General features: G+C 59.3%; 17 protein-coding genes. 6 read left to right on the top strand and 11 right to left on the bottom strand.

Going from position 1 to position 16085, the window contains the following annotated elements:
- A partial coding sequence (locus RSF91_RS16820) for a tripartite tricarboxylate transporter permease (RefSeq protein ID WP_332569503.1) occupies nucleotides 1-1041 on the top strand: 1041 nt, incomplete at its 5' end.
- A 212-nt stretch (nucleotides 1042-1253) separates the two neighbouring features.
- On the top strand, nucleotides 1254-2129 hold the full coding sequence (locus RSF91_RS16825) for an amidohydrolase family protein (RefSeq protein WP_169107965.1): 876 nt from the start codon (nucleotides 1254-1256) through the stop codon (nucleotides 2127-2129).
- A 72-nt stretch (nucleotides 2130-2201) separates the two neighbouring features.
- On the opposite strand, the gene RSF91_RS16830 is transcribed toward RSF91_RS16825, so the two are convergent.
- From RSF91_RS16830 to RSF91_RS16840, 3 genes are all read right to left on the bottom strand, one after another.
- Complete coding sequence (locus RSF91_RS16830) at nucleotides 2202-2504, bottom strand: hypothetical protein (protein WP_332569504.1); 303 nt, start codon at nucleotides 2502-2504, stop codon at nucleotides 2202-2204.
- A gap of 212 nt (nucleotides 2505-2716) precedes the next feature.
- Complete coding sequence (locus RSF91_RS16835) at nucleotides 2717-3457, bottom strand: hypothetical protein (protein WP_332569505.1); 741 nt, start codon at nucleotides 3455-3457, stop codon at nucleotides 2717-2719.
- Nucleotides 3458-3500: 43 nt separating this feature from the next.
- On the bottom strand, nucleotides 3501-4247 hold the full coding sequence (locus RSF91_RS16840) for a hypothetical protein (protein WP_332569506.1): 747 nt from the start codon (nucleotides 4245-4247) through the stop codon (nucleotides 3501-3503).
- A 368-nt stretch (nucleotides 4248-4615) separates the two neighbouring features.
- Between RSF91_RS16840 and RSF91_RS16845 the strand changes: the two genes are divergently transcribed.
- Nucleotides 4616-5590 (top strand): rhodanese-like domain-containing protein, encoded by a 975-nt coding sequence (locus tag RSF91_RS16845; protein ID WP_332569507.1) that lies wholly within the window; start codon nucleotides 4616-4618, stop codon nucleotides 5588-5590.
- 75 nt (nucleotides 5591-5665) lie between these two features.
- Here RSF91_RS16845 and RSF91_RS16850 read toward each other — a convergent pair whose 3' ends face one another.
- From RSF91_RS16850 to hemH, 4 genes are all read right to left on the bottom strand, one after another.
- The gene (locus tag RSF91_RS16850; RefSeq protein ID WP_332569508.1) at nucleotides 5666-5839 is read right to left on the bottom strand and encodes a hypothetical protein; all 174 of its coding nucleotides are present in this window, start codon (nucleotides 5837-5839) and stop codon (nucleotides 5666-5668) included.
- Nucleotides 5840-5853: 14 nt separating this feature from the next.
- The gene (locus tag RSF91_RS16855) at nucleotides 5854-6951 is read right to left on the bottom strand and encodes a YeeE/YedE thiosulfate transporter family protein (RefSeq protein WP_332569509.1); all 1098 of its coding nucleotides are present in this window, start codon (nucleotides 6949-6951) and stop codon (nucleotides 5854-5856) included.
- 57 nt (nucleotides 6952-7008) lie between these two features.
- The gene (locus tag RSF91_RS16860) at nucleotides 7009-7965 is read right to left on the bottom strand and encodes a sulfurtransferase (RefSeq protein WP_332569510.1); all 957 of its coding nucleotides are present in this window, start codon (nucleotides 7963-7965) and stop codon (nucleotides 7009-7011) included.
- Between the two features lie 362 nt (nucleotides 7966-8327).
- On the bottom strand, nucleotides 8328-9425 hold the full coding sequence (gene hemH, locus RSF91_RS16865; RefSeq protein WP_332569511.1) for a ferrochelatase: 1098 nt from the start codon (nucleotides 9423-9425) through the stop codon (nucleotides 8328-8330).
- Between the two features lie 71 nt (nucleotides 9426-9496).
- On the opposite strand from hemH, the gene RSF91_RS16870 reads away from it, so the two are divergent.
- From RSF91_RS16870 to RSF91_RS16880, 3 genes are read left to right on the top strand one after another with little or no spacing between them, the layout of a single operon-like run.
- Nucleotides 9497-10246, top strand: coding sequence for an HAD family hydrolase (locus RSF91_RS16870; RefSeq protein WP_332569512.1), 750 nt, complete (start codon nucleotides 9497-9499; stop codon nucleotides 10244-10246).
- Nucleotides 10247-10291: 45 nt separating this feature from the next.
- A complete protein-coding gene (locus RSF91_RS16875; RefSeq protein WP_332569513.1) occupies nucleotides 10292-11140 on the top strand; it encodes a DUF2189 domain-containing protein in 849 nt (282 codons plus the stop codon).
- A gap of 46 nt (nucleotides 11141-11186) precedes the next feature.
- Nucleotides 11187-11402, top strand: coding sequence for a DUF2788 domain-containing protein (locus RSF91_RS16880; protein WP_332569514.1), 216 nt, complete (start codon nucleotides 11187-11189; stop codon nucleotides 11400-11402).
- 121 nt (nucleotides 11403-11523) lie between these two features.
- On the opposite strand, the gene RSF91_RS16885 is transcribed toward RSF91_RS16880, so the two are convergent.
- The 4 genes from RSF91_RS16885 to hpnC all read right to left on the bottom strand — a co-directional run bounded on the left by RSF91_RS16885 (nucleotide 11524) and on the right by hpnC (nucleotide 15940).
- Nucleotides 11524-12546, bottom strand: coding sequence for a Bug family tripartite tricarboxylate transporter substrate binding protein (locus RSF91_RS16885; RefSeq protein ID WP_332569515.1), 1023 nt, complete (start codon nucleotides 12544-12546; stop codon nucleotides 11524-11526).
- Nucleotides 12547-12689: 143 nt separating this feature from the next.
- Nucleotides 12690-14036 (bottom strand): hydroxysqualene dehydroxylase HpnE, encoded by a 1347-nt coding sequence (hpnE, locus tag RSF91_RS16890; RefSeq protein WP_332569516.1) that lies wholly within the window; start codon nucleotides 14034-14036, stop codon nucleotides 12690-12692.
- An 8-nt stretch (nucleotides 14037-14044) separates the two neighbouring features.
- Nucleotides 14045-14884, bottom strand: coding sequence for a presqualene diphosphate synthase HpnD (gene hpnD / locus RSF91_RS16895; RefSeq protein WP_332569517.1), 840 nt, complete (start codon nucleotides 14882-14884; stop codon nucleotides 14045-14047).
- Nucleotides 14885-15034: 150 nt separating this feature from the next.
- The gene (hpnC, locus tag RSF91_RS16900) at nucleotides 15035-15940 is read right to left on the bottom strand and encodes a squalene synthase HpnC (RefSeq protein ID WP_332569522.1); all 906 of its coding nucleotides are present in this window, start codon (nucleotides 15938-15940) and stop codon (nucleotides 15035-15037) included.
- Nucleotides 15941-16085: the final 145 nt, after the last annotated feature.

Below are 16085 nucleotides of genomic sequence, written 5' to 3' on the forward strand. Positions count from 1 at the left end.
GCGGTGCTGGGTCAAAGCTCGCTGCGCGGTATGACGGCGCTGTTTGTCGGTCTGGCTGCTGGCTGCATTGGCATGGACCAGATCTCTGGCGCTGCCCGTTACACCGGCGGCAAGATGGAACTGCTGGACGGTATCGACATCGTGCTGGTGGCCGTGGGCCTGTTTGCCGTGGCTGAAGTGCTGTATGCCGCCATCTACGAAGGCAAGGTTGAAGAATCGCAGAACAAGCTGACCCGCGTGCACATGACCAAGCGCGACTGGAAGCGTTCTGTTCCTGCCTGGATTCGCGGCACCGTCATCGGTACACCGTTTGGCTGTATTCCCGCTGGTGGTACCGAGATCCCTACCTTCCTGAGCTATGCGACCGAAAAGAAGCTGGCCAAGGGTGAAGACAAGGCTGAGTTTGGCAAGCAAGGCGCTATTGAAGGTGTGGCCGGCCCTGAAGCCGCCAACAACGCCACGGTGACGGCTGCGCTGATTCCTCTGCTGACACTGGGCATTCCTACCAGCAACACCACTGCGGTGCTGCTGGGCGCATTCCAGAACTACGGCATCAACCCCGGCCCGCAACTGTTCACGACCTCGGCCGCTCTGGTCTGGGCACTGATTGCATCGCTGTACATCGGCAACGTGATGCTGCTGGTGCTGAACCTGCCCATGGTCGGCCTGTGGGTCAAGCTGCTGAAGATTCCACGCCCTCAGCTGTACGCCGGCATCTTGATCTTCGCAACGGTGGGTGCTTACGGCATGCGCCAGAGCGCATTCGATCTGTTCCTGCTCTACGGCATTGGCGTGCTGGGCGTGATCATGCGTCGCTTTGACTTCCCCACAGCACCTGTGGTGGTCGGCATGATTCTGGGCCCTCTGGCAGAAGCGCAGATGCGCAATGCGGTGTCGATTGGCGAAGGCAGCTGGTGGATCTTCCTGCAGCGCCCCATGTCGCTGACGCTGATCATCATTGTGCTGTCGGTGCTGATCGTTCCTCGCGTGCTCAAGCGCATGTCGGACGCTAAACAGGCGAGAGAGGCTGCCGCCGCCTGATCGTATTTCCTAGCCTGCTGCGGGTACTTCACGCATGGAGCCCGTTGCATTCACATCCCCTGTTCATGTTATTGAACAGGGGATTTTTTTATGGACGAAAGAAAGCCTGGCGTAATTGCTGCAGAAGCTAGGGATAGCCCTTGGTGATACCGCTTCTGTTTGTTTTTATAGTTATGAGAAATATCTAATTGAGACCTGAACAGGCCGCACTCATGAACCATCAAGACCTGATCGCCATTGACTTTCACACCCATGCCGAAGTCAGCTGCCGCAACCCTTTTGACAGCTATGGTGAGGAATACGACCGAGCCGCCGACAAGTACTTTGGCAGTGCGCTGCGTCCCACCATTGCCGAGACCATTGCCTACTACCGCGAGCGCAAGATCGGCCTGGTGATGTTCACCGTAGATAGCGAAGCGCAGCTGGGCCGCCGCCGCATCCCGAACGAAGAAATTGCCGACGCCGCACGCGAGAACAGCGACATGATGGTGGCCTTTGCCAGCATTGACCCTCACAAAGGCAAGATGGGCGCGCGCGAGGCCGAGCGATTGATTACGGAGTGCGGCGTCAAAGGCTTCAAGTTTCACCCCACGGTGCAGGGCTTTCACCCCTACGACCGCATGGCGTGGCCGATTTATGAAGTCATCAACCACTACAAGCTGCCCGCCATCTTTCACACAGGGCACAGCGGCATTGGCAGTGGCATGAAGTGTGGCGGTGGCCTTCGTCTTGCCTACAGCAACCCCATGCTGCTGGACGATGTGGCCGTGGACTTTGGCGATATGCAAATCGTCATGGCCCACCCCAGCTTCCCTTGGCAGGACGAGGCGATTTCGGTGGCGTTGCACAAGCCGAATGTCTGGATCGACCTCTCGGGCTGGAGTCCCAAGTACTTCCCCAAGCAGCTGGTGCAATACGCCAACACCTTGCTCAAGGATCGTGTGCTGTTCGGTAGTGACTTTCCGCTGATCACGCCAGAGCGATGGATGAAGGACTTCGAGGTCGCCGGCTTCAAGCCCGAAGTCATGCCCGGTATTCTCAAAGACAATGCCGTACGCTTGCTGGAGCTGGACAAGAAGCGCGATTGAGTGCCTGCATGCATCAAGCAAAGAGGATCACCGAGGTGATCCTTTTTTAATAGCTGCTAGCGCAAGCAGTGATTACGCTTGAACGGGTTTTTCGTCCCATACCTGATGGCTGGCGACCCGGGCCACAAACTGCTTTGCCAGTAACTGGGACATGGCGCGTTGCTGCTCCAGCCATTGCTTCTCATCTTCGGACTGCAACTCGCGCGGCGGCTGCAGCTCGCCCATGGCATGCACCAGCATCTCTTCAAAGCCCTTCCAGCGCTCCTGCGCATCGGGCATTTTTCGCAGCAGGTTGGTGTAGAGGTTTTCCAGCAATGCCTCATGCAGCGCCAGCCGGCTGGCCAATTCAAGTCCAAAGTTGTCAGGAAGAGTCATGGCAAATAAATTCGAGATGATGGGTCATTCTCTACGACAAAGCGTTCGTTGCTTATTTGGGTTTTTCTCCATATTCCGATGGCCGTATCTTTCATGAGCACGGCAGCGCAGATGCTTGTGCAGTGAGGCTGTGACGGACGACACAAAAAAGCTGCCAAGCCTGAGAGGCGTGGCAGCGTCAAACACAAGAACAATCAGTGTGTCAGAAGAGCTTAGGGCTTGGCAGTAGCCAGCACGCGGCCTTGCTTGTCGCGAATTTCGATGGACATGGGCTCGAAGCGCACGTTGTTGCTACCCACAGGGACATCCATGGCAAACATATAAATACGTGCTTTCAGTTGGTACTTGGTGCGCAACTGCTCGATCTCACGGGCCTGGTTCTCATCGCTGACCTTGAGCAGGGCAAATGGACCGATGTGGTCAAACTCTGCCTTGTAGCCGTAGATGTCGTTGAAATAACGGTACGAGCCAGAGCTCAGTAGCTTCATGGGAAAGGCAGACTGGTTGAAGTCAAAGGTTTCCAGCGGGGTGTCGCTCACATCCATATAGACATAGCGGCGGCTCTTGGCAGCTTCGATTTCCTGGTCGATGCCGGGCGTGAGCGCCTTGAGCATGTCGTTTTTCTTGAAGTTGTCGCTTTCACGGCTGTAGTTGCTGGAAATATTGCCTGCAATAGCCGCGTAGTCGGCTGGCATGCCGCTGAGTGTCAGATTCAGGAACATCAGCTGTTTACCGCTGTCCAGCTCTGCATAATCGGTCAATGCCTTGCTCTGATCGCCGCGTGGTGCTTTGGCTGCAATGGTTTCCTTGGCTTTTTCTTCCACTTTGTGCTTGCTTGCATCCGACAGGCTGGGCTTGGCGGCTTCCTGCTTGCCCGCATCGGTTTCGGATTTGCCGCAGGCAGTCAGTGCAACAGCGGCAGAAATGGCAGTCAGAATCAGCTGATATTTCATGATGGAAATCAATTTCTATGAATAAGCAAAGGGAGAGAGGAAATCAACGTGATTTCTTGAAAGCAATGAAGGCGCCAGCAATCGCGAAAGCCAGAGCGGCATAAAAGCCAAGCCCCAAGGAGATGGCTTGCATCACGGCTTTCATCATTTGGTCTGCCATCTGAGCGGCAAATGCGTTGCCCAGGCCGTTGGCAAGCTCGCGGGCCTCGGAAGAGCCGGAGCGAATCTTGATCCACACAGAAATCATGCTCAGTACCATGAAGACCAAGGGAGCTGCAGCACCCCAGACCGCCAAGCGGTGCTTCCAGACCATGGGTAAAAACAGCATCAGCGCGCTGACCCAGGCCAGAAATCCATAAAAGCCAGAGCTGGGCATCCTGCGGCCTAGAGAGTCAAGGTTGCCCTGACCGGCAAAGCCAAGAACTTGAAATAGATTGAGATTGACGGAATAGCTGGCGCTGACCTGAATGACCAAGGTGTTGAGCGCATACCACGACAGCAGCAAGCCCACGAAAATGACAAGGCGGGGGATGCCGATTGTTGAGAGGAGGTTCTTGCTCAATTGTTGGGTCAGCTCTTTGGCTGCGGGTAAACCGTCTGCCTGAACCTTGTCGCTGAGCTGCTTGAGCTTTTGCCCCATTTCGGACGGAATATCCACGGCGTACAGAGAAATCAGATCCCCCATGGGATTGACTTCAATATGGACGCTTGCGCCTAGCTTTGGGGGCGTATCAGAGCGCCAGTGCTGCTCGATGGTGAACTCGTACCGCTCTCCGCTCGAAGAAACCAAGCCATTGCCATTTTGGCCATCACGCAATATTTTTCCGGTCAGCATTAATATTTCTCTGGATGCATAAAAAATTACATCAATGCAGGAATTTTCTTGATTCATTAAAAAATACAAAATAAATAAATTAAAAATGTGGTGTTTTTAATGATTGAAAATGGTTTTAATTATTTTTGATAAATTTCAATTAATAAATTGAACCCTTTTCCTTATTCGTTCGAATAAGTGTCAAGGCTTAGTGCGATAAGAGCGTGGGAGTAAAGCGCTTGCGGATTTTTCAGCACACACAACCCCACTGGCGCTGGGATTTCGGCGGCTCGCTAGCATTCCCGCTGGACTCTCAGTGAAAGATCAGGGCAGGAGTGGCAGTCATGGGCTTTGTGGTGGATTTGATTCGTGAATACGGCTTCGGCATCGTCTTTCTCAATGTGCTGATTGAGCAGATGGGCGCGCCCATTCCGGCTTATCCGGTGCTGGTGGTGACGGGCGCGCTGGAGGGTACAAGCATGGCGCGGCTGGGCTTGCTGACGCTGCTTGCCGTGGCTGCGGCGCTGATTGCTGATGTTCTCTGGTATCACGCGGGCAAAGCTTATGGGCACAAGGTGCTGGGGCAGATCTGCCGCATCTCGCTCTCGCCCGATGCCTGTATTCGCCAGACGGAATCTGTGTACGGCCGCTGGGGTGCCAAGTCTTTGCTGGTGGCCAAGTTTGTGCCCGGCTTTGCCTCGATTGCCAGCGCGCTGGCCGGGGTGGTGGGGACGCCGTTTCGCACCTTTTTGCTATTTGACACTCTGGGCGCGCTGATCTGGGTGGGCTCGGCCGTGTTTCTGGGTTCGCTGTTCAGTACCACGGTGCAGGATTTGCTGGATGTGCTGACGGCGCTGGGCAAATGGGGGCTGCTGCTTTTGACGGTGGCCTTTGCCGTCTTTCTGACCCGCAAATGGCTGCAGCGCCAGCGCGTGGTGCGCTCGCTCAAGATGCCGCGCATCTCTGTGGGCGAGCTGGCCGATTTGCATGCGCAGGGAATCTGCCCCACGCTGATTGATGTGCGCGAGCCCATGCTGTTTGACATGGGCCATATCCCCGGTGCGCACTCCTGGATGGCGGGTGGCAAAAAAGGCAAGGCGGCTTATGAAAATTTGCTGCCCAGCGATCAGCATCGCCACGGCGTGGTGGTGTATTGCGACTGCCCCAATGAAATATCAGCCGCTACCGTAGCCAAGCGCTTGCAGCGCGCAGGCTTTCGGGATGTGCGCCCGCTGGAAGGTGGCTTGTCTGCCTGGGAGGCTGCTGGGCTATTGGTTGAAGGAATTCCAGACACGGTAGTCGCCGCCCGCGTGGATTAATTCAGCGGCACAAAAAAGCCCTGTCATGCAAGCACATGACAGGGCTTTTTTAATGAGTGTGCTTGGCGATCTGCTTTACTTGCCAGCAGGCATGGAGCAGTGGCCGCCCTGCGCGGCTTGGCCGGAACCCGCTGCAATCAGCGGCGCTTCAAAGCGCAGGTCAATGGTGGGGGAGCTATGGACATCCCAAGCCAGAAAGACGACGAGCACCGCCCAGAAGGCAGCGCGCAAGGTGGTTTGTGAAGTCATGGTGCGTTCCTTGCTCAAAAGCCGAAGTGGCGACGAATGCGCAGGCCAAAGATGGTGCCCGCAAATGCCAGAGGCACCCAGATCCAGCCGTGGATGGAGCCCGTGGAAATGCCCGAGAGCATGGCGCCCACATTGCAGCCAAAGGCCAAGCGCGAGCTATAGCCCAGCACCAGCCCTGCGACCAGTGCCACGATCCATTGCGTGCCGGTTAGCGCCTTGGCGGCCACAGGTTTGCCGGCAGCAATCCACAGCGCGCCGCCCAGGATGCCGATATTGGTGATGCTGGTCACATCCAGCAGCACGGTGTCATGCAGGCGCGCGGCGTTGCCGGGCTGGCTCCAGAACCAGTTGCTGGCCAGATCGATTGCACCCGTGGCATTGGCCACCTTGGCGGCCCACAGGCCAAAGCCATAGACCACGCCCCAGGGCTGGCCTGCAATGATGAGGTTGAGCGTAGCCAGCACGGCCAGCAGCACGGCGCCCACCAGCCACTTGCGCACCAGCAGGGGCTTGGCAGGGCGGTTAAGAGACGCATTGGCTTTTTTGACATACAGCGCCACGCCTGCTGCCACTACGGCCAGTGCGGCCAGCGTGGTGACCAGCGCCGGTGCCCAGCCCCATTCGGTGACCAGGCCCACGGGCGCGGTATTGCCCAGGTCCAGCCACCAGCCCAGATGCAGGCTGCCCGCAAAGCTGCCAATGGCAAACAGCGGCAAGATGGCTGTGTTCATCGGTATGCCCATGCCCGCCTTGTACAGCGTGCCGCTGCCGCAGCCGTCGGCAATCTGCATGCACAGACCAAATACAAAAGCACCCACCAGCAAGCTGATACTGGGTGGGCCAAGTGCGGCAGTCAGTTCAGGAAAATGGCCCAGCAAGGGCATGGCGAGGGCTGCAGCCAGGGCCAGCAGCAAGAGCTGGCCAAAGATGCCGCTGCCGTCTTTTTCCTCGACCAGCATGCGCCAGCCGGTGGTGAAGCCAAAGCGCTTGCCAGCCAGCACGGCACCCAGGCCAATGCCCACGGCAAACAAGGCCGCCTGACGCACCGAGACGGACCACAGCAGCCAGCCAAAGAAGAGGGCCAGCAGGGCCGTAATGGGAAGTCGTTTCATTATTGGTATTGATTTGATAGCTTCCAGCGCTTGATGCATAAGCGCTGGAGCCTGTTTTTATTTAAAATTCTTTTCCCACCACTTCTGGGCGTCGTATGCCAGCGATTGAGCGCGACCCGGCTGATTGGCCATGCGCGGTGCATCCTTGGATTGCGTCCAGTCAACCATGGACCCTGCATACAGCTTCACATTGGGCAGGCCGGCCATTTCAGACAGGCCAAACCAGTCTGTAGCCGCCCAGTGGCCGGTGTTGCAGAAGGCCACCATGTCCTGACCTTGCTGGCGCTGGATCTGGCTGGCAATGGTCTTGGCCTTTGCTGCATCGACAAACAGCGTGCTGCCGGGCACAAACCACTGGTTGAAATCCAGCTGCTGCGCGCCGGGCAAAGTGCCAGACAGCTTGGCGGCAGGCGCGCGGGTTTTGCCCTGATAGAACGCATCGGGGCGCGAATCAACCAGTGCGGCGTTGGACAGGTCTACGTGCTTGCCCACATCTTGCTGCGTGGCCAGCCAGTTCGCGTCAAAACTGGGCGCGTAGCTGCTGGGGGTGATCTGCAGGGTGGTCTTGCCCACCGGCTTGCCTGCGGCTTCCCATGCCTTCATGCCGCCATTGACGATGGACAGCTCTTTCAGGCCAAGGCTCTTGAGCGTCCAATACACGCGGGCTGTGGCGCCAAAGTCCGTGGCGTCGGCACCGCTGGAAATCACCACGGCGTGGGTCGCAGGCGTCAGGCCCAGCGATTGCACCAGCGCCACCAGCTTGGGCTGATCGGGCAGCTCGCCGGGATTGGTCGCAGGGCCGCGCCATTTGCCATAGGGTGCGTTAGCGGCCTTGTCGATGTGACCGGCCTCAAAGGCTTTGGGGTCGCGGATATCGATGAGGCGCACGTCGGCCTGCTGCAGCAGGGGCTGCAATTGTTCGGGAGTGAGCAGGGGCTGGGCGGCAAGCGCCCAACTGCTGGCAGTCAGGCCCAAGCCCAGACCCAGCGAATAGATGGTTAGAGAGTTTTTCATGACAGGAGTCGGACGATGCCGAGTCGTAAAGCGGGCTTGGCTATGCCCAATGCCTCTATTGTCCTGTCTTGCCGCGATCAGCCCAACGATGAAGAACTTGTCTGCTTATTGCCTGTGGTCATGAAAACCAGATGCGGTGAGGCGTTGTCTAAAAATCAGAGTCAATAAACGGTATAGCGCTTGATGGGTAAGCGCTAGCAGCTATTGAATCAGGAGTGGGTGTTCAGGCTCGGTGCAGGTTGTGGTTTGCGATTGCCCATGCTGCAGCCGAGGTTGCGATTGAAGTTGAGGTGGCGGCTGGCTCAGCGTGGGCCTTATTCGCCCTGCAAGAATGGAAGGAAAGCGGTTCGCTTGGCCGCGAGTTATTGCTGCGCACCTATGGCCTTGGCGCGCTGGGCGCGGGCCTTGAGTTCGGCATCGTCCTCGCGCTGCGTGGGCCAGCCCTGCATGTGCTGCTGGGCAATATTGCTCAGGGCCGTTAGCCATGGCGCGCTGTCGTTCAGGCAGCCTATGTATTCAAACTGCTTGCCGCCGGCGTGCAGAAAGGCCTCGCGCGCTTCCTGGCTGATTTCTTCCAGTGTTTCAAGGCAGTCGCTGGTAAAGCCGGGGCAGACCACATCCACGCGCTGGGTTCCGGCCTGCGCCAAGGCAATCAGCGATGGTTCGGTATAGGGCTCCAGCCACTTGGCCTTGCCAAATCGCGACTGGAAGGTGACCAAATACTGATCGGCATTGAGCTTCAGGCGCTCGGCCAGCAGGCGCGCGGTTTTGTGCGATTCGCAGTGATAGGGGTCGCCCAGGTGCAGGGTGCGCTCGGGCACGCCGTGAAAGCTCATCACCAGCTTTTCCCCCCGGCCATGGCCGCGCCAGTGCGCTTCGATGCGCTGGGCCAGTGCGTCGATATAGCCCGCATCGTCGTGGTAGCGGTTTACAAAGCGCAGCTCAGGAATGTGGCGCTGGGTCTTTGCCCAGTCATACACGGCATCAAACACGCTGGCCGTGGTTGTGCCCGAGTACTGGGGGTACAGCGGCAAAATCAGAATGCGCGTGCAGCCTTCTTTTTTGAGGGTGTCCAGTTGAGCCTCGATGGACGGCTTGCCATAGCGCATGGCGGGCAGCACCTGCACATTGTGGCCGCGCTCGCCCAGCCAGCCGCGCAGCAGTGTGGCCTGGCGCGTGGTCCAGTGCAGAAGTGGGGAGCCGTCTTTTTCATGCCAGACCGTGGCGTACTTGGCGGCAGATTTGGCCGGGCGCGTGCGCAAGATGATGCCGTGCAGAATCGGCCACCAGGCGAGCTTGGGAATCTCGACGACTCGGTCATCGCTCAGAAACTGGGCCAGATACGGGCGCACGGCTGCGGCAGTAGGGGCATCGGGTGTGCCTAGATTGCACAGCAGAATGCCGGTGCGGGCTGATTGATCGTGGCGGAAGCTGGGTTCGGGCGCAAAGCGTGAAGGCATGGCGCAATTGTGTCAGCTAAGAAGAGAGTGTGGCAGCTCTGCGAGTTTGCATTGCCGCTATCCTTGCGGGTATGCAAGCTCAAGAGACTATCAATCCCGCCATCGAAACCCTGCAGCAACTGCGCGCCAGCGGGCAGATTCGTGCCATCAGCTTGGATCTGGATGACACGCTATGGCCCATCTGGCCCACCATTGCCAAGGCCGAAGGCGTTTTGCTGCGCTGGCTGGAGCAGCATGCGCCCAGCACGGCCCAAAGTCTGGGTGATACCGCGACGGTGCGGGCACTGCGCCATGAAATTGTGACGCTGCGCCCTGATCTGAAAGCCGACCTGAGTGGTCTGCGCCGCGAATCCATTCGTCTGGCTCTGACGCGTGCTGGGGACGACCCGGCACTGGCCGAGCCTGCATTCGATGAATTTTTTGCAGCACGCCATCAAGTGGATCTGTTTGACGACGCATTGCCTGCCTTGCAGTTCTTCTCGCAGCGCTGGCCAGTCGTGGCGCTTTCCAACGGCAATGCCAACGTGAATGTGGTGGGCATTGGTGAGCACTTCAAGGCATCTCTGTCGGCCAGCGGTGCGGGCATGGCCAAGCCGGATGTGCGCTTTTTTCAGGCCGCAGCCGATGCCGTGGGTGTCGCGCCAGAGCATGTGCTGCATATCGGCGATGACGCCGCTCTGGATGTGCAGGGCGCCATGGATGCGGGTATGCACGCGGTGTGGCTTAACCGTGAGCAGGTAGCATGGCCTTGCGTGGGTCCTGAACCCCACGTCACAGTCGCCAGCCTTTGGCAGTTGTGTCAGGGGCTGGCAGATCGTTGACCTGACGAGCGAGAGCGTGCGCGGGTCGGCGAAGAGGAATTGCCTATGCCTACCTGCCAGACCGCCTGTCTTTTCACCCCGCCACCACTGGCGCCGGTGCACACCATCTCCTGGAATCAGCCGCTGGTGTGGCTTTCCAGAGCCTTGCGGGACATTGCTAACGCTCCTTTAATGAGCATGGCGCATGGTCTCATCTTGATCCTGATTGGTGCAGTCATCCTGACCGTGGGGCACAATCGCTTCTGGTTGATGGCAGGAGCCTTGTCTGGCTTTCTGGTGGTGGGGCCTCTGGTGGCCACCAGCCTGTATGCCATCAGCCGGGCCATTGAGCGCGGTGAGACTGCGGACTGGAATCTGATTCGCAAAACCTGGACTCAATGGCAAAGCTGCCATGCCACGGGCCGGGGAGGGTACTGGTGCATGGTGAAGTTTGGTGCGCTGCTGGCGCTGGCGGCCACGGGCTGGGTGCTGATTTCCGCATCGTTGATCACCGTGATGTCGCCCGTGCATGTGGAGACACTGCAGGATTTCATTACGCATGTGGTGCTGGCCAAGGATGGTCAGCTCTTCATGCAATGGATGGCTTTGGGCAGCTTTCTGGCTGCTCCGATATTTGCGTCCAGCGTAGTGGCCATGCCGCTGATGCTGGACAGGCGAGTGACCGTGCGTCAGGCCGTGTTGACCAGCTGGTCCGTGGTTCTGGCTAACCCGGGGCCTATGGCTCTGTGGGCGGCGCTGATTGTATTGTTGACTTTGCTGGGCCTTGGCAGCTATTTGCTGGGGCTGTTGGTTGTGATGCCCTTGCTGGGCCATGCCAGCTGGCATGCTTATCGAGACTTGGTGGATGCCTCGGCATTTGCGTCCAGGGATGAACCGATAGAGCCTGCCGCCTGAGCGCCACACGACCAGGGCCTGGCAAGGCTGTAAGGACCTGGTTGTCGTGATATTTGGCTATACGGAAGAGCAGATCGCCCACTTTTTTCTGACCTGGGGCGTGGGCGCCTTCATCTTGTTCATGGTGTTCATCATCCTGCAGCTGGCGCGCCAGTCCAAGGCAGGAAAGTTCGGCACCTTTGTGATCTGCCTGGGTCTGGGCGTTGGCTTTATTGGCTATGTTGCCAAGATCGCTATTCAGTGGTGGATAGAGAGAAATTAACACCCCCTGAGGCGCTTTGCGCCCTCCCCCTCTCTGGCGCGTAGCTCCGGAGGGGGACGATGCCTTCGCTACGCGGCGGCGCTTGCTCGGCATCTCTGGCTTGAGCTGCGCCCGTTTTTGCTCAGCTCGGCTTGACTTGCGCGCGCTTCAGCACCTTTTGCCAGCGGTTTTGCTCGGTGGCGATGAACTGGGCGAATTGCTCTGGCGTGCTGCCAATGGGTTCCGCCGCATCGCCCAGCAGGCGCTTGAGGGCATCGGGGGCCTTGACGGCTTTGGCGCATTCAACCGCCAGCTTGTCTACATGGGCGCGAGGCAGGGTCGATGGGGCCAGCATGCCGTACCACTGTGTCATTTCAAAACCGGGGAAGCCTTGCTCGGCCACCGTCGGTACATCGGGCAGTTGCGGCAAGCGCTTGGTTGAGCCAGTCGCAATGCAGCGCACCTTGCCTGCCTTGATAAACGGCAGCAGCGCAGCAGCGCCCACGGCGGCGGCATCAAGACGGCCAGAGAGCAGGTCGGTCATCATGGGGCCGGTACCGCGGTAGGGCACGTGCAGCATGAAGATATCAGCCGTCATCTTCAGGTATTCAAACGCCAGATGGCCTGCGCTGCCATTGCCGGCCGAGCCGTAGCCCAGCTTGCCGGGGTTCTTTTTGGCATAGGCCACCAGATCGGCAATGTTCTTGACCGGCAGATCGGGGTGCACCACATACAGGCTAGGCACCTTGGCCAGCAGACTCACGGGTACAAAGTCCTTTTTTGGGTCCCAGGACAGCTTGTCAAAGATATACGGGTTGACGGCCAGTGTGCCGATGTGACCGAGGATGACGGTGCTCTGATCCTCTGCACGCGCGACTTCCTGCATGGCGATATTGCCTGCGGCGCCGGGTTTGTTGTCCACAAACACGTTCTGACCCAGCGTCTTGGAGAGTTCGGCCGCGGTGGAGCGGGCCACGATTTCAGAGCTGCCACCGGGCGCGAAAGGCACAACAAAGCGAATCGGGCGGCTGGGCCAGCTGTCATCGGCTGCCTGAGCCACACCGGGCAGCAAGCTGCTGCAGGCCAGTGCGCCTGCACCGGTCAGCAGATGGCGGCGCGAGATGGTCAGAACTTCGCGGGTGGATTGGTTGAACGTGGATGCCATGTTGTCTCCGTTGCTTTGGTGTTATTTGGCTGAGAGTGAGCCCTCAAACCATGGTTGCAACTGTGGCTGTCAAACGGCTGTCAAACGTGGTGCAGCAGGACTATTCAGGCATCAGGAATACCCTGATGAGAGGGGCTTAACGCTTAGGACTGGTCTGCTTTGACTAGTTCATCTGCCGCCGCCATGCCGCTGCGCACGGCGCCTTCCAGCGTGGCAGGGTAGGGGCCAGCAATGTAGTCGCCGCAGGCCCACAGGCCGTGGCCCAGCGCCTTTTCGGGGCGCTCTACCGCAGGTGTGCAGGCAAAAGTGGCGCGTTTTTCCACCACGGTTTGCACGGCTTCAATGTCTTGCCAGCCCAGTTGCTGGCGGGCTTGCTCCAGCACCTGCTGCTGCAGCGCTTCGCGGTCTGTGCGGCAGTCGCTGATGACAAAGGCCATCAGGCCTTGCTGGGCAGCATCTTCGGTGTGCAGATGGCCGCGATCAAACACAAACTGCGCGGGGGCCGACTCGCCGGGGTGCAGGGCCAGCCAAGGCATGGCAGCTGTCAGGCGGTGGCTGGTGCGGGCGTAAACCGTGGCAATGGCAGTGTGCTCAAGCGCCTGCGCGGTTTGTGCCCAGCTCTGGTAGTGCACGCCGTCTCGGGCGGGCAGGCGTTCGTCTTCGGCGGCCAGCAGGGCCAGCCTTGCGGCCTCATGGGGTGGGCAGGCCAGCAGAACAGCATCAAAGCGCGATTGCTCCAGTGCTGTGGCGATGGCGGGGTTGGCTGTGCGCAGCAGCCATTGCTGGCCTTGGGGGATCAGCTCTTGAATGCGGCTGGCCGTGTGCACGGCGTGGCCCTGGCTTTGCAGCCATTGCGCGGCGGGAACGGGGAACAAATCGCCCAAGCCGCAGCGCGGCACCAGAAAGTGAGAGCCGCCGGTGCCTGCAAACAGCGCATCGTGCAGCACGCGCAAAAAGATGCTGCCGCTGGCCTGCGCTGCGGGCAGGTTCAGAGCCGAGACGCATAGCGGCTCAATAAATTCATCAAGCAGCCGCCCGGGCAGGCCAGTGCAGATATCTGCCACCGTGGCCGTGTCTGCACAGCGAAAGCCCTGCAAACGCCAGCGCACGGCACGGCCCAGCAGGGCAGCGCGTTCGCGCAGCGACCAGCCGCTGGCGCTGGCAATGCCGATCAAGGCATCCAGCGGTGCGGGAAGGTTGGGGAAGGAGAGGCCGCTGCCATCGGCATAGTGCATGGCCAGCGGCTTGCGCAGCAAGGCCTTTTCTGGATCGGTGCCAACCATGCGCATCAGGCGCAGGCAGTCGGCATAGGCGCCAATCAGAATGTGCTGGCCGTTGTCGGCTTCTATGCCACTGGGCAGATCCAGATTGCGCGCGCGACCGCCCAGTTGGCGGCTGGCTTCAAAAACTGTGGGCTGATGGCCGCTGAGCGAGAGCTGTACTGCGGCGGCCATGCCGGCCCAGCCGCCACCGATGATGGCAACTTGCATGGCTGCGATTACATGCGGCCCAGGGCCTGCATCTTCCAGACCAGCCAGAGCTTGCGCAGTGGCGTGAGGCTGATGCGCTGGTGCAGCACCTGAAAGTTCTCGGACTCAATCTCGCGCAGCAGGGTGCGATAGATGCTGGCCATCATCAGGCCGGGCTTTTGGGCACGGCGGTCAGCGTCGGGCAGTAGCGAGAAAGCCTTGTCATACAGGCCATGAGCGCGCTCGGCCTGAAAACGCATCAGCGCGGTAAAGCGGTCTGAATATTCGCGCTTGGTAATCTCGTGGGCCTTCACGTCGAATTGCTGCAGATCGCTGATGGGCAGGTAGATGCGGCCGCGCATGGCGTCTTCGCCCACATCACGAATGATGTTGGTGAGCTGCAGCGCCTGCCCCAGCGTGTGGGCGTATTCGGTGGTGCGCTCGTCGGTCTGGCCAAAGATGCGTGCTGCGACTTCGCCTACCACGCCTGCCACCAGATGGCAGTAGCGCTGCAGACCGGCATAGTCCAGATAGCGGGTCTGGTCCAGATCCATCTGGCAGCCTTCGATCACGCCTTGCAGATGGCGCTCTTCAATGCCATAGGTCTTGGCGTGGGGCATCAGCGCCAGCATCACGGGATGATTGGACTGACCGCTAAAGCCTTTGTGCACTTCACTCTTCCACCATGCGAGCTTGGTGGCGGCGACGCCGGGGTCGGTGACCTCATCGACTACGTCATCCACTTCGCGGCAGAAGGCATAAAAAGCCGTGATAGCGGCGCGACGCTCCTTGGGCAAAAAGAGGAAGGCGTAGTAAAAGCTGCTGCCCGAGGACGCTGCTTTGTCTTGGACGTACTGATCCGGATTCATAGGGGGAGCATTGTCACATGGCAAGGGTGTCTGGCGGGCACAAGAGTGCAATGCGCTGCTTGCGCATAGTCAAAACTGCAGCTCGTACTTTTAATTTGATAGCTGCTAGCGCTTATCTATAAAGGGCTATCAGCTATTTTTACTTGAATTTCAGGCGGGCATGATGAGGGCTTGCCAGAGCATGGCCGGCACATCTTTCTTGCCCAGCTTGATGCGCTGGTAGAGGTTGCTCCCCTGCATGGCGTCGAGCTTGTTCAGAATGCGCAGCCCGCCTTGCACCACCAGACGCAGCTCCCAGCCCGCGCGGCCGGGCAGTTGATGCACCAGCGGCGCGCCATGGTTCATCAGGCTGCGGGCCTGGCGGTTGAGTTCATCCAGCAGCGTCTGCAGCGCGGGCGTCAGCGCTGTAGCTTCGGGTTTGATAGCGCTTCGCGCAAGACCATGGCGGGCCAGGTCGGCGTCTGGCAAGTAATGGCGCTGGCGCGGCAAGTCTTGACTCAAGTCCTGCCAGAAGTTGATGAGCTGCAGCGCTGTGCAAATGGCGTCGCTTTGAATCAGTGCCTTGGCATGGCCCACGCCATACAGATGCAGCAGCAGCCGTCCGATGGGGTTGGCCGAGCGCCGGCAATAGTCCAGTAGCTGGGCCATGTCGGTGTAGCGAGTCTGCGCGCCCGTCATGCGCACATCCTGATCAAAGGCGCTGAGCAAGTCGGCCAGCAATTGCTTGGGCAACTGGTGCGCCTGCACCTGTGCGGCCAGCGGGCCAAAAACCTGGGGCCAGGCGGTGCGGGCCAGCATGGTGGCTTCACCAGCTGTGCCTATGTGCTGCAGGTCAGTCGCGTATTGCTGCAGCGTGAGCAGGCGCTGCTCGGTGCTGAAGTCACCCTCGTCGGCCAGATCGTCGGCGGTGCGCGCAAAGTGGTAGATGGCCGCAATGGGCGGGCGCAACTGGGGTGGGCACAGCCACGATGCGACGGGGAAATTTTCGTAGTGCGTGATGCTGCCCGGCTCATGGGGCGCGGGGCTTGCGGGGGGCGTATGGTTCACGGCCCGTATTGTGGACTGAGCTGCGCCAAGGCTGGTTGCTGGCCGATAAAAAGACGGCGTAAAAGCGTACGAGCGTGCACAATCAGCGCTGACTTTGGTGCAGCGGCCTGCCCGGTAGCTGCGCTTTTCTTCTTTTTTAAGCCCAGGACACCAT

It is taken from the genome of Comamonas sp. (assembly GCF_036643215.1).
In the GTDB taxonomy this organism is placed as follows: domain Bacteria; phylum Pseudomonadota; class Gammaproteobacteria; order Burkholderiales; family Burkholderiaceae_C; genus Comamonas.

Bases quoted from the DNA above. Each gene is read 5' to 3' on its own strand.
- RSF91_RS16825 (WP_169107965.1), top strand. From the start codon at position 1,254: ATGAACCATCAAGACCTGATCGCCATTGACTTTCACACCCATGCCGAA.
- RSF91_RS16830 (WP_332569504.1), bottom strand. From the start codon at position 2,504: ATGACTCTTCCTGACAACTTTGGACTTGAATTGGCCAGCCGGCTGGCG.
- RSF91_RS16835 (WP_332569505.1), bottom strand. From the start codon at position 3,457: ATGAAATATCAGCTGATTCTGACTGCCATTTCTGCCGCTGTTGCACTG.
- RSF91_RS16845 (WP_332569507.1), top strand. From the start codon at position 4,616: ATGGGCTTTGTGGTGGATTTGATTCGTGAATACGGCTTCGGCATCGTC.
- RSF91_RS16850 (WP_332569508.1), bottom strand. From the start codon at position 5,839: ATGACTTCACAAACCACCTTGCGCGCTGCCTTCTGGGCGGTGCTCGTC.
- RSF91_RS16855 (WP_332569509.1), bottom strand. From the start codon at position 6,951: ATGAAACGACTTCCCATTACGGCCCTGCTGGCCCTCTTCTTTGGCTGG.
- RSF91_RS16860 (WP_332569510.1), bottom strand. From the start codon at position 7,965: ATGAAAAACTCTCTAACCATCTATTCGCTGGGTCTGGGCTTGGGCCTG.
- hemH (WP_332569511.1), bottom strand. From the start codon at position 9,425: ATGCCTTCACGCTTTGCGCCCGAACCCAGCTTCCGCCACGATCAATCA.
- RSF91_RS16870 (WP_332569512.1), top strand. From the start codon at position 9,497: ATGCAAGCTCAAGAGACTATCAATCCCGCCATCGAAACCCTGCAGCAA.
- RSF91_RS16875 (WP_332569513.1), top strand. From the start codon at position 10,292: ATGCCTACCTGCCAGACCGCCTGTCTTTTCACCCCGCCACCACTGGCG.
- RSF91_RS16885 (WP_332569515.1), bottom strand. From the start codon at position 12,546: ATGGCATCCACGTTCAACCAATCCACCCGCGAAGTTCTGACCATCTCG.
- hpnE (WP_332569516.1), bottom strand. From the start codon at position 14,036: ATGCAAGTTGCCATCATCGGTGGCGGCTGGGCCGGCATGGCCGCCGCA.
- hpnD (WP_332569517.1), bottom strand. From the start codon at position 14,884: ATGAATCCGGATCAGTACGTCCAAGACAAAGCAGCGTCCTCGGGCAGC.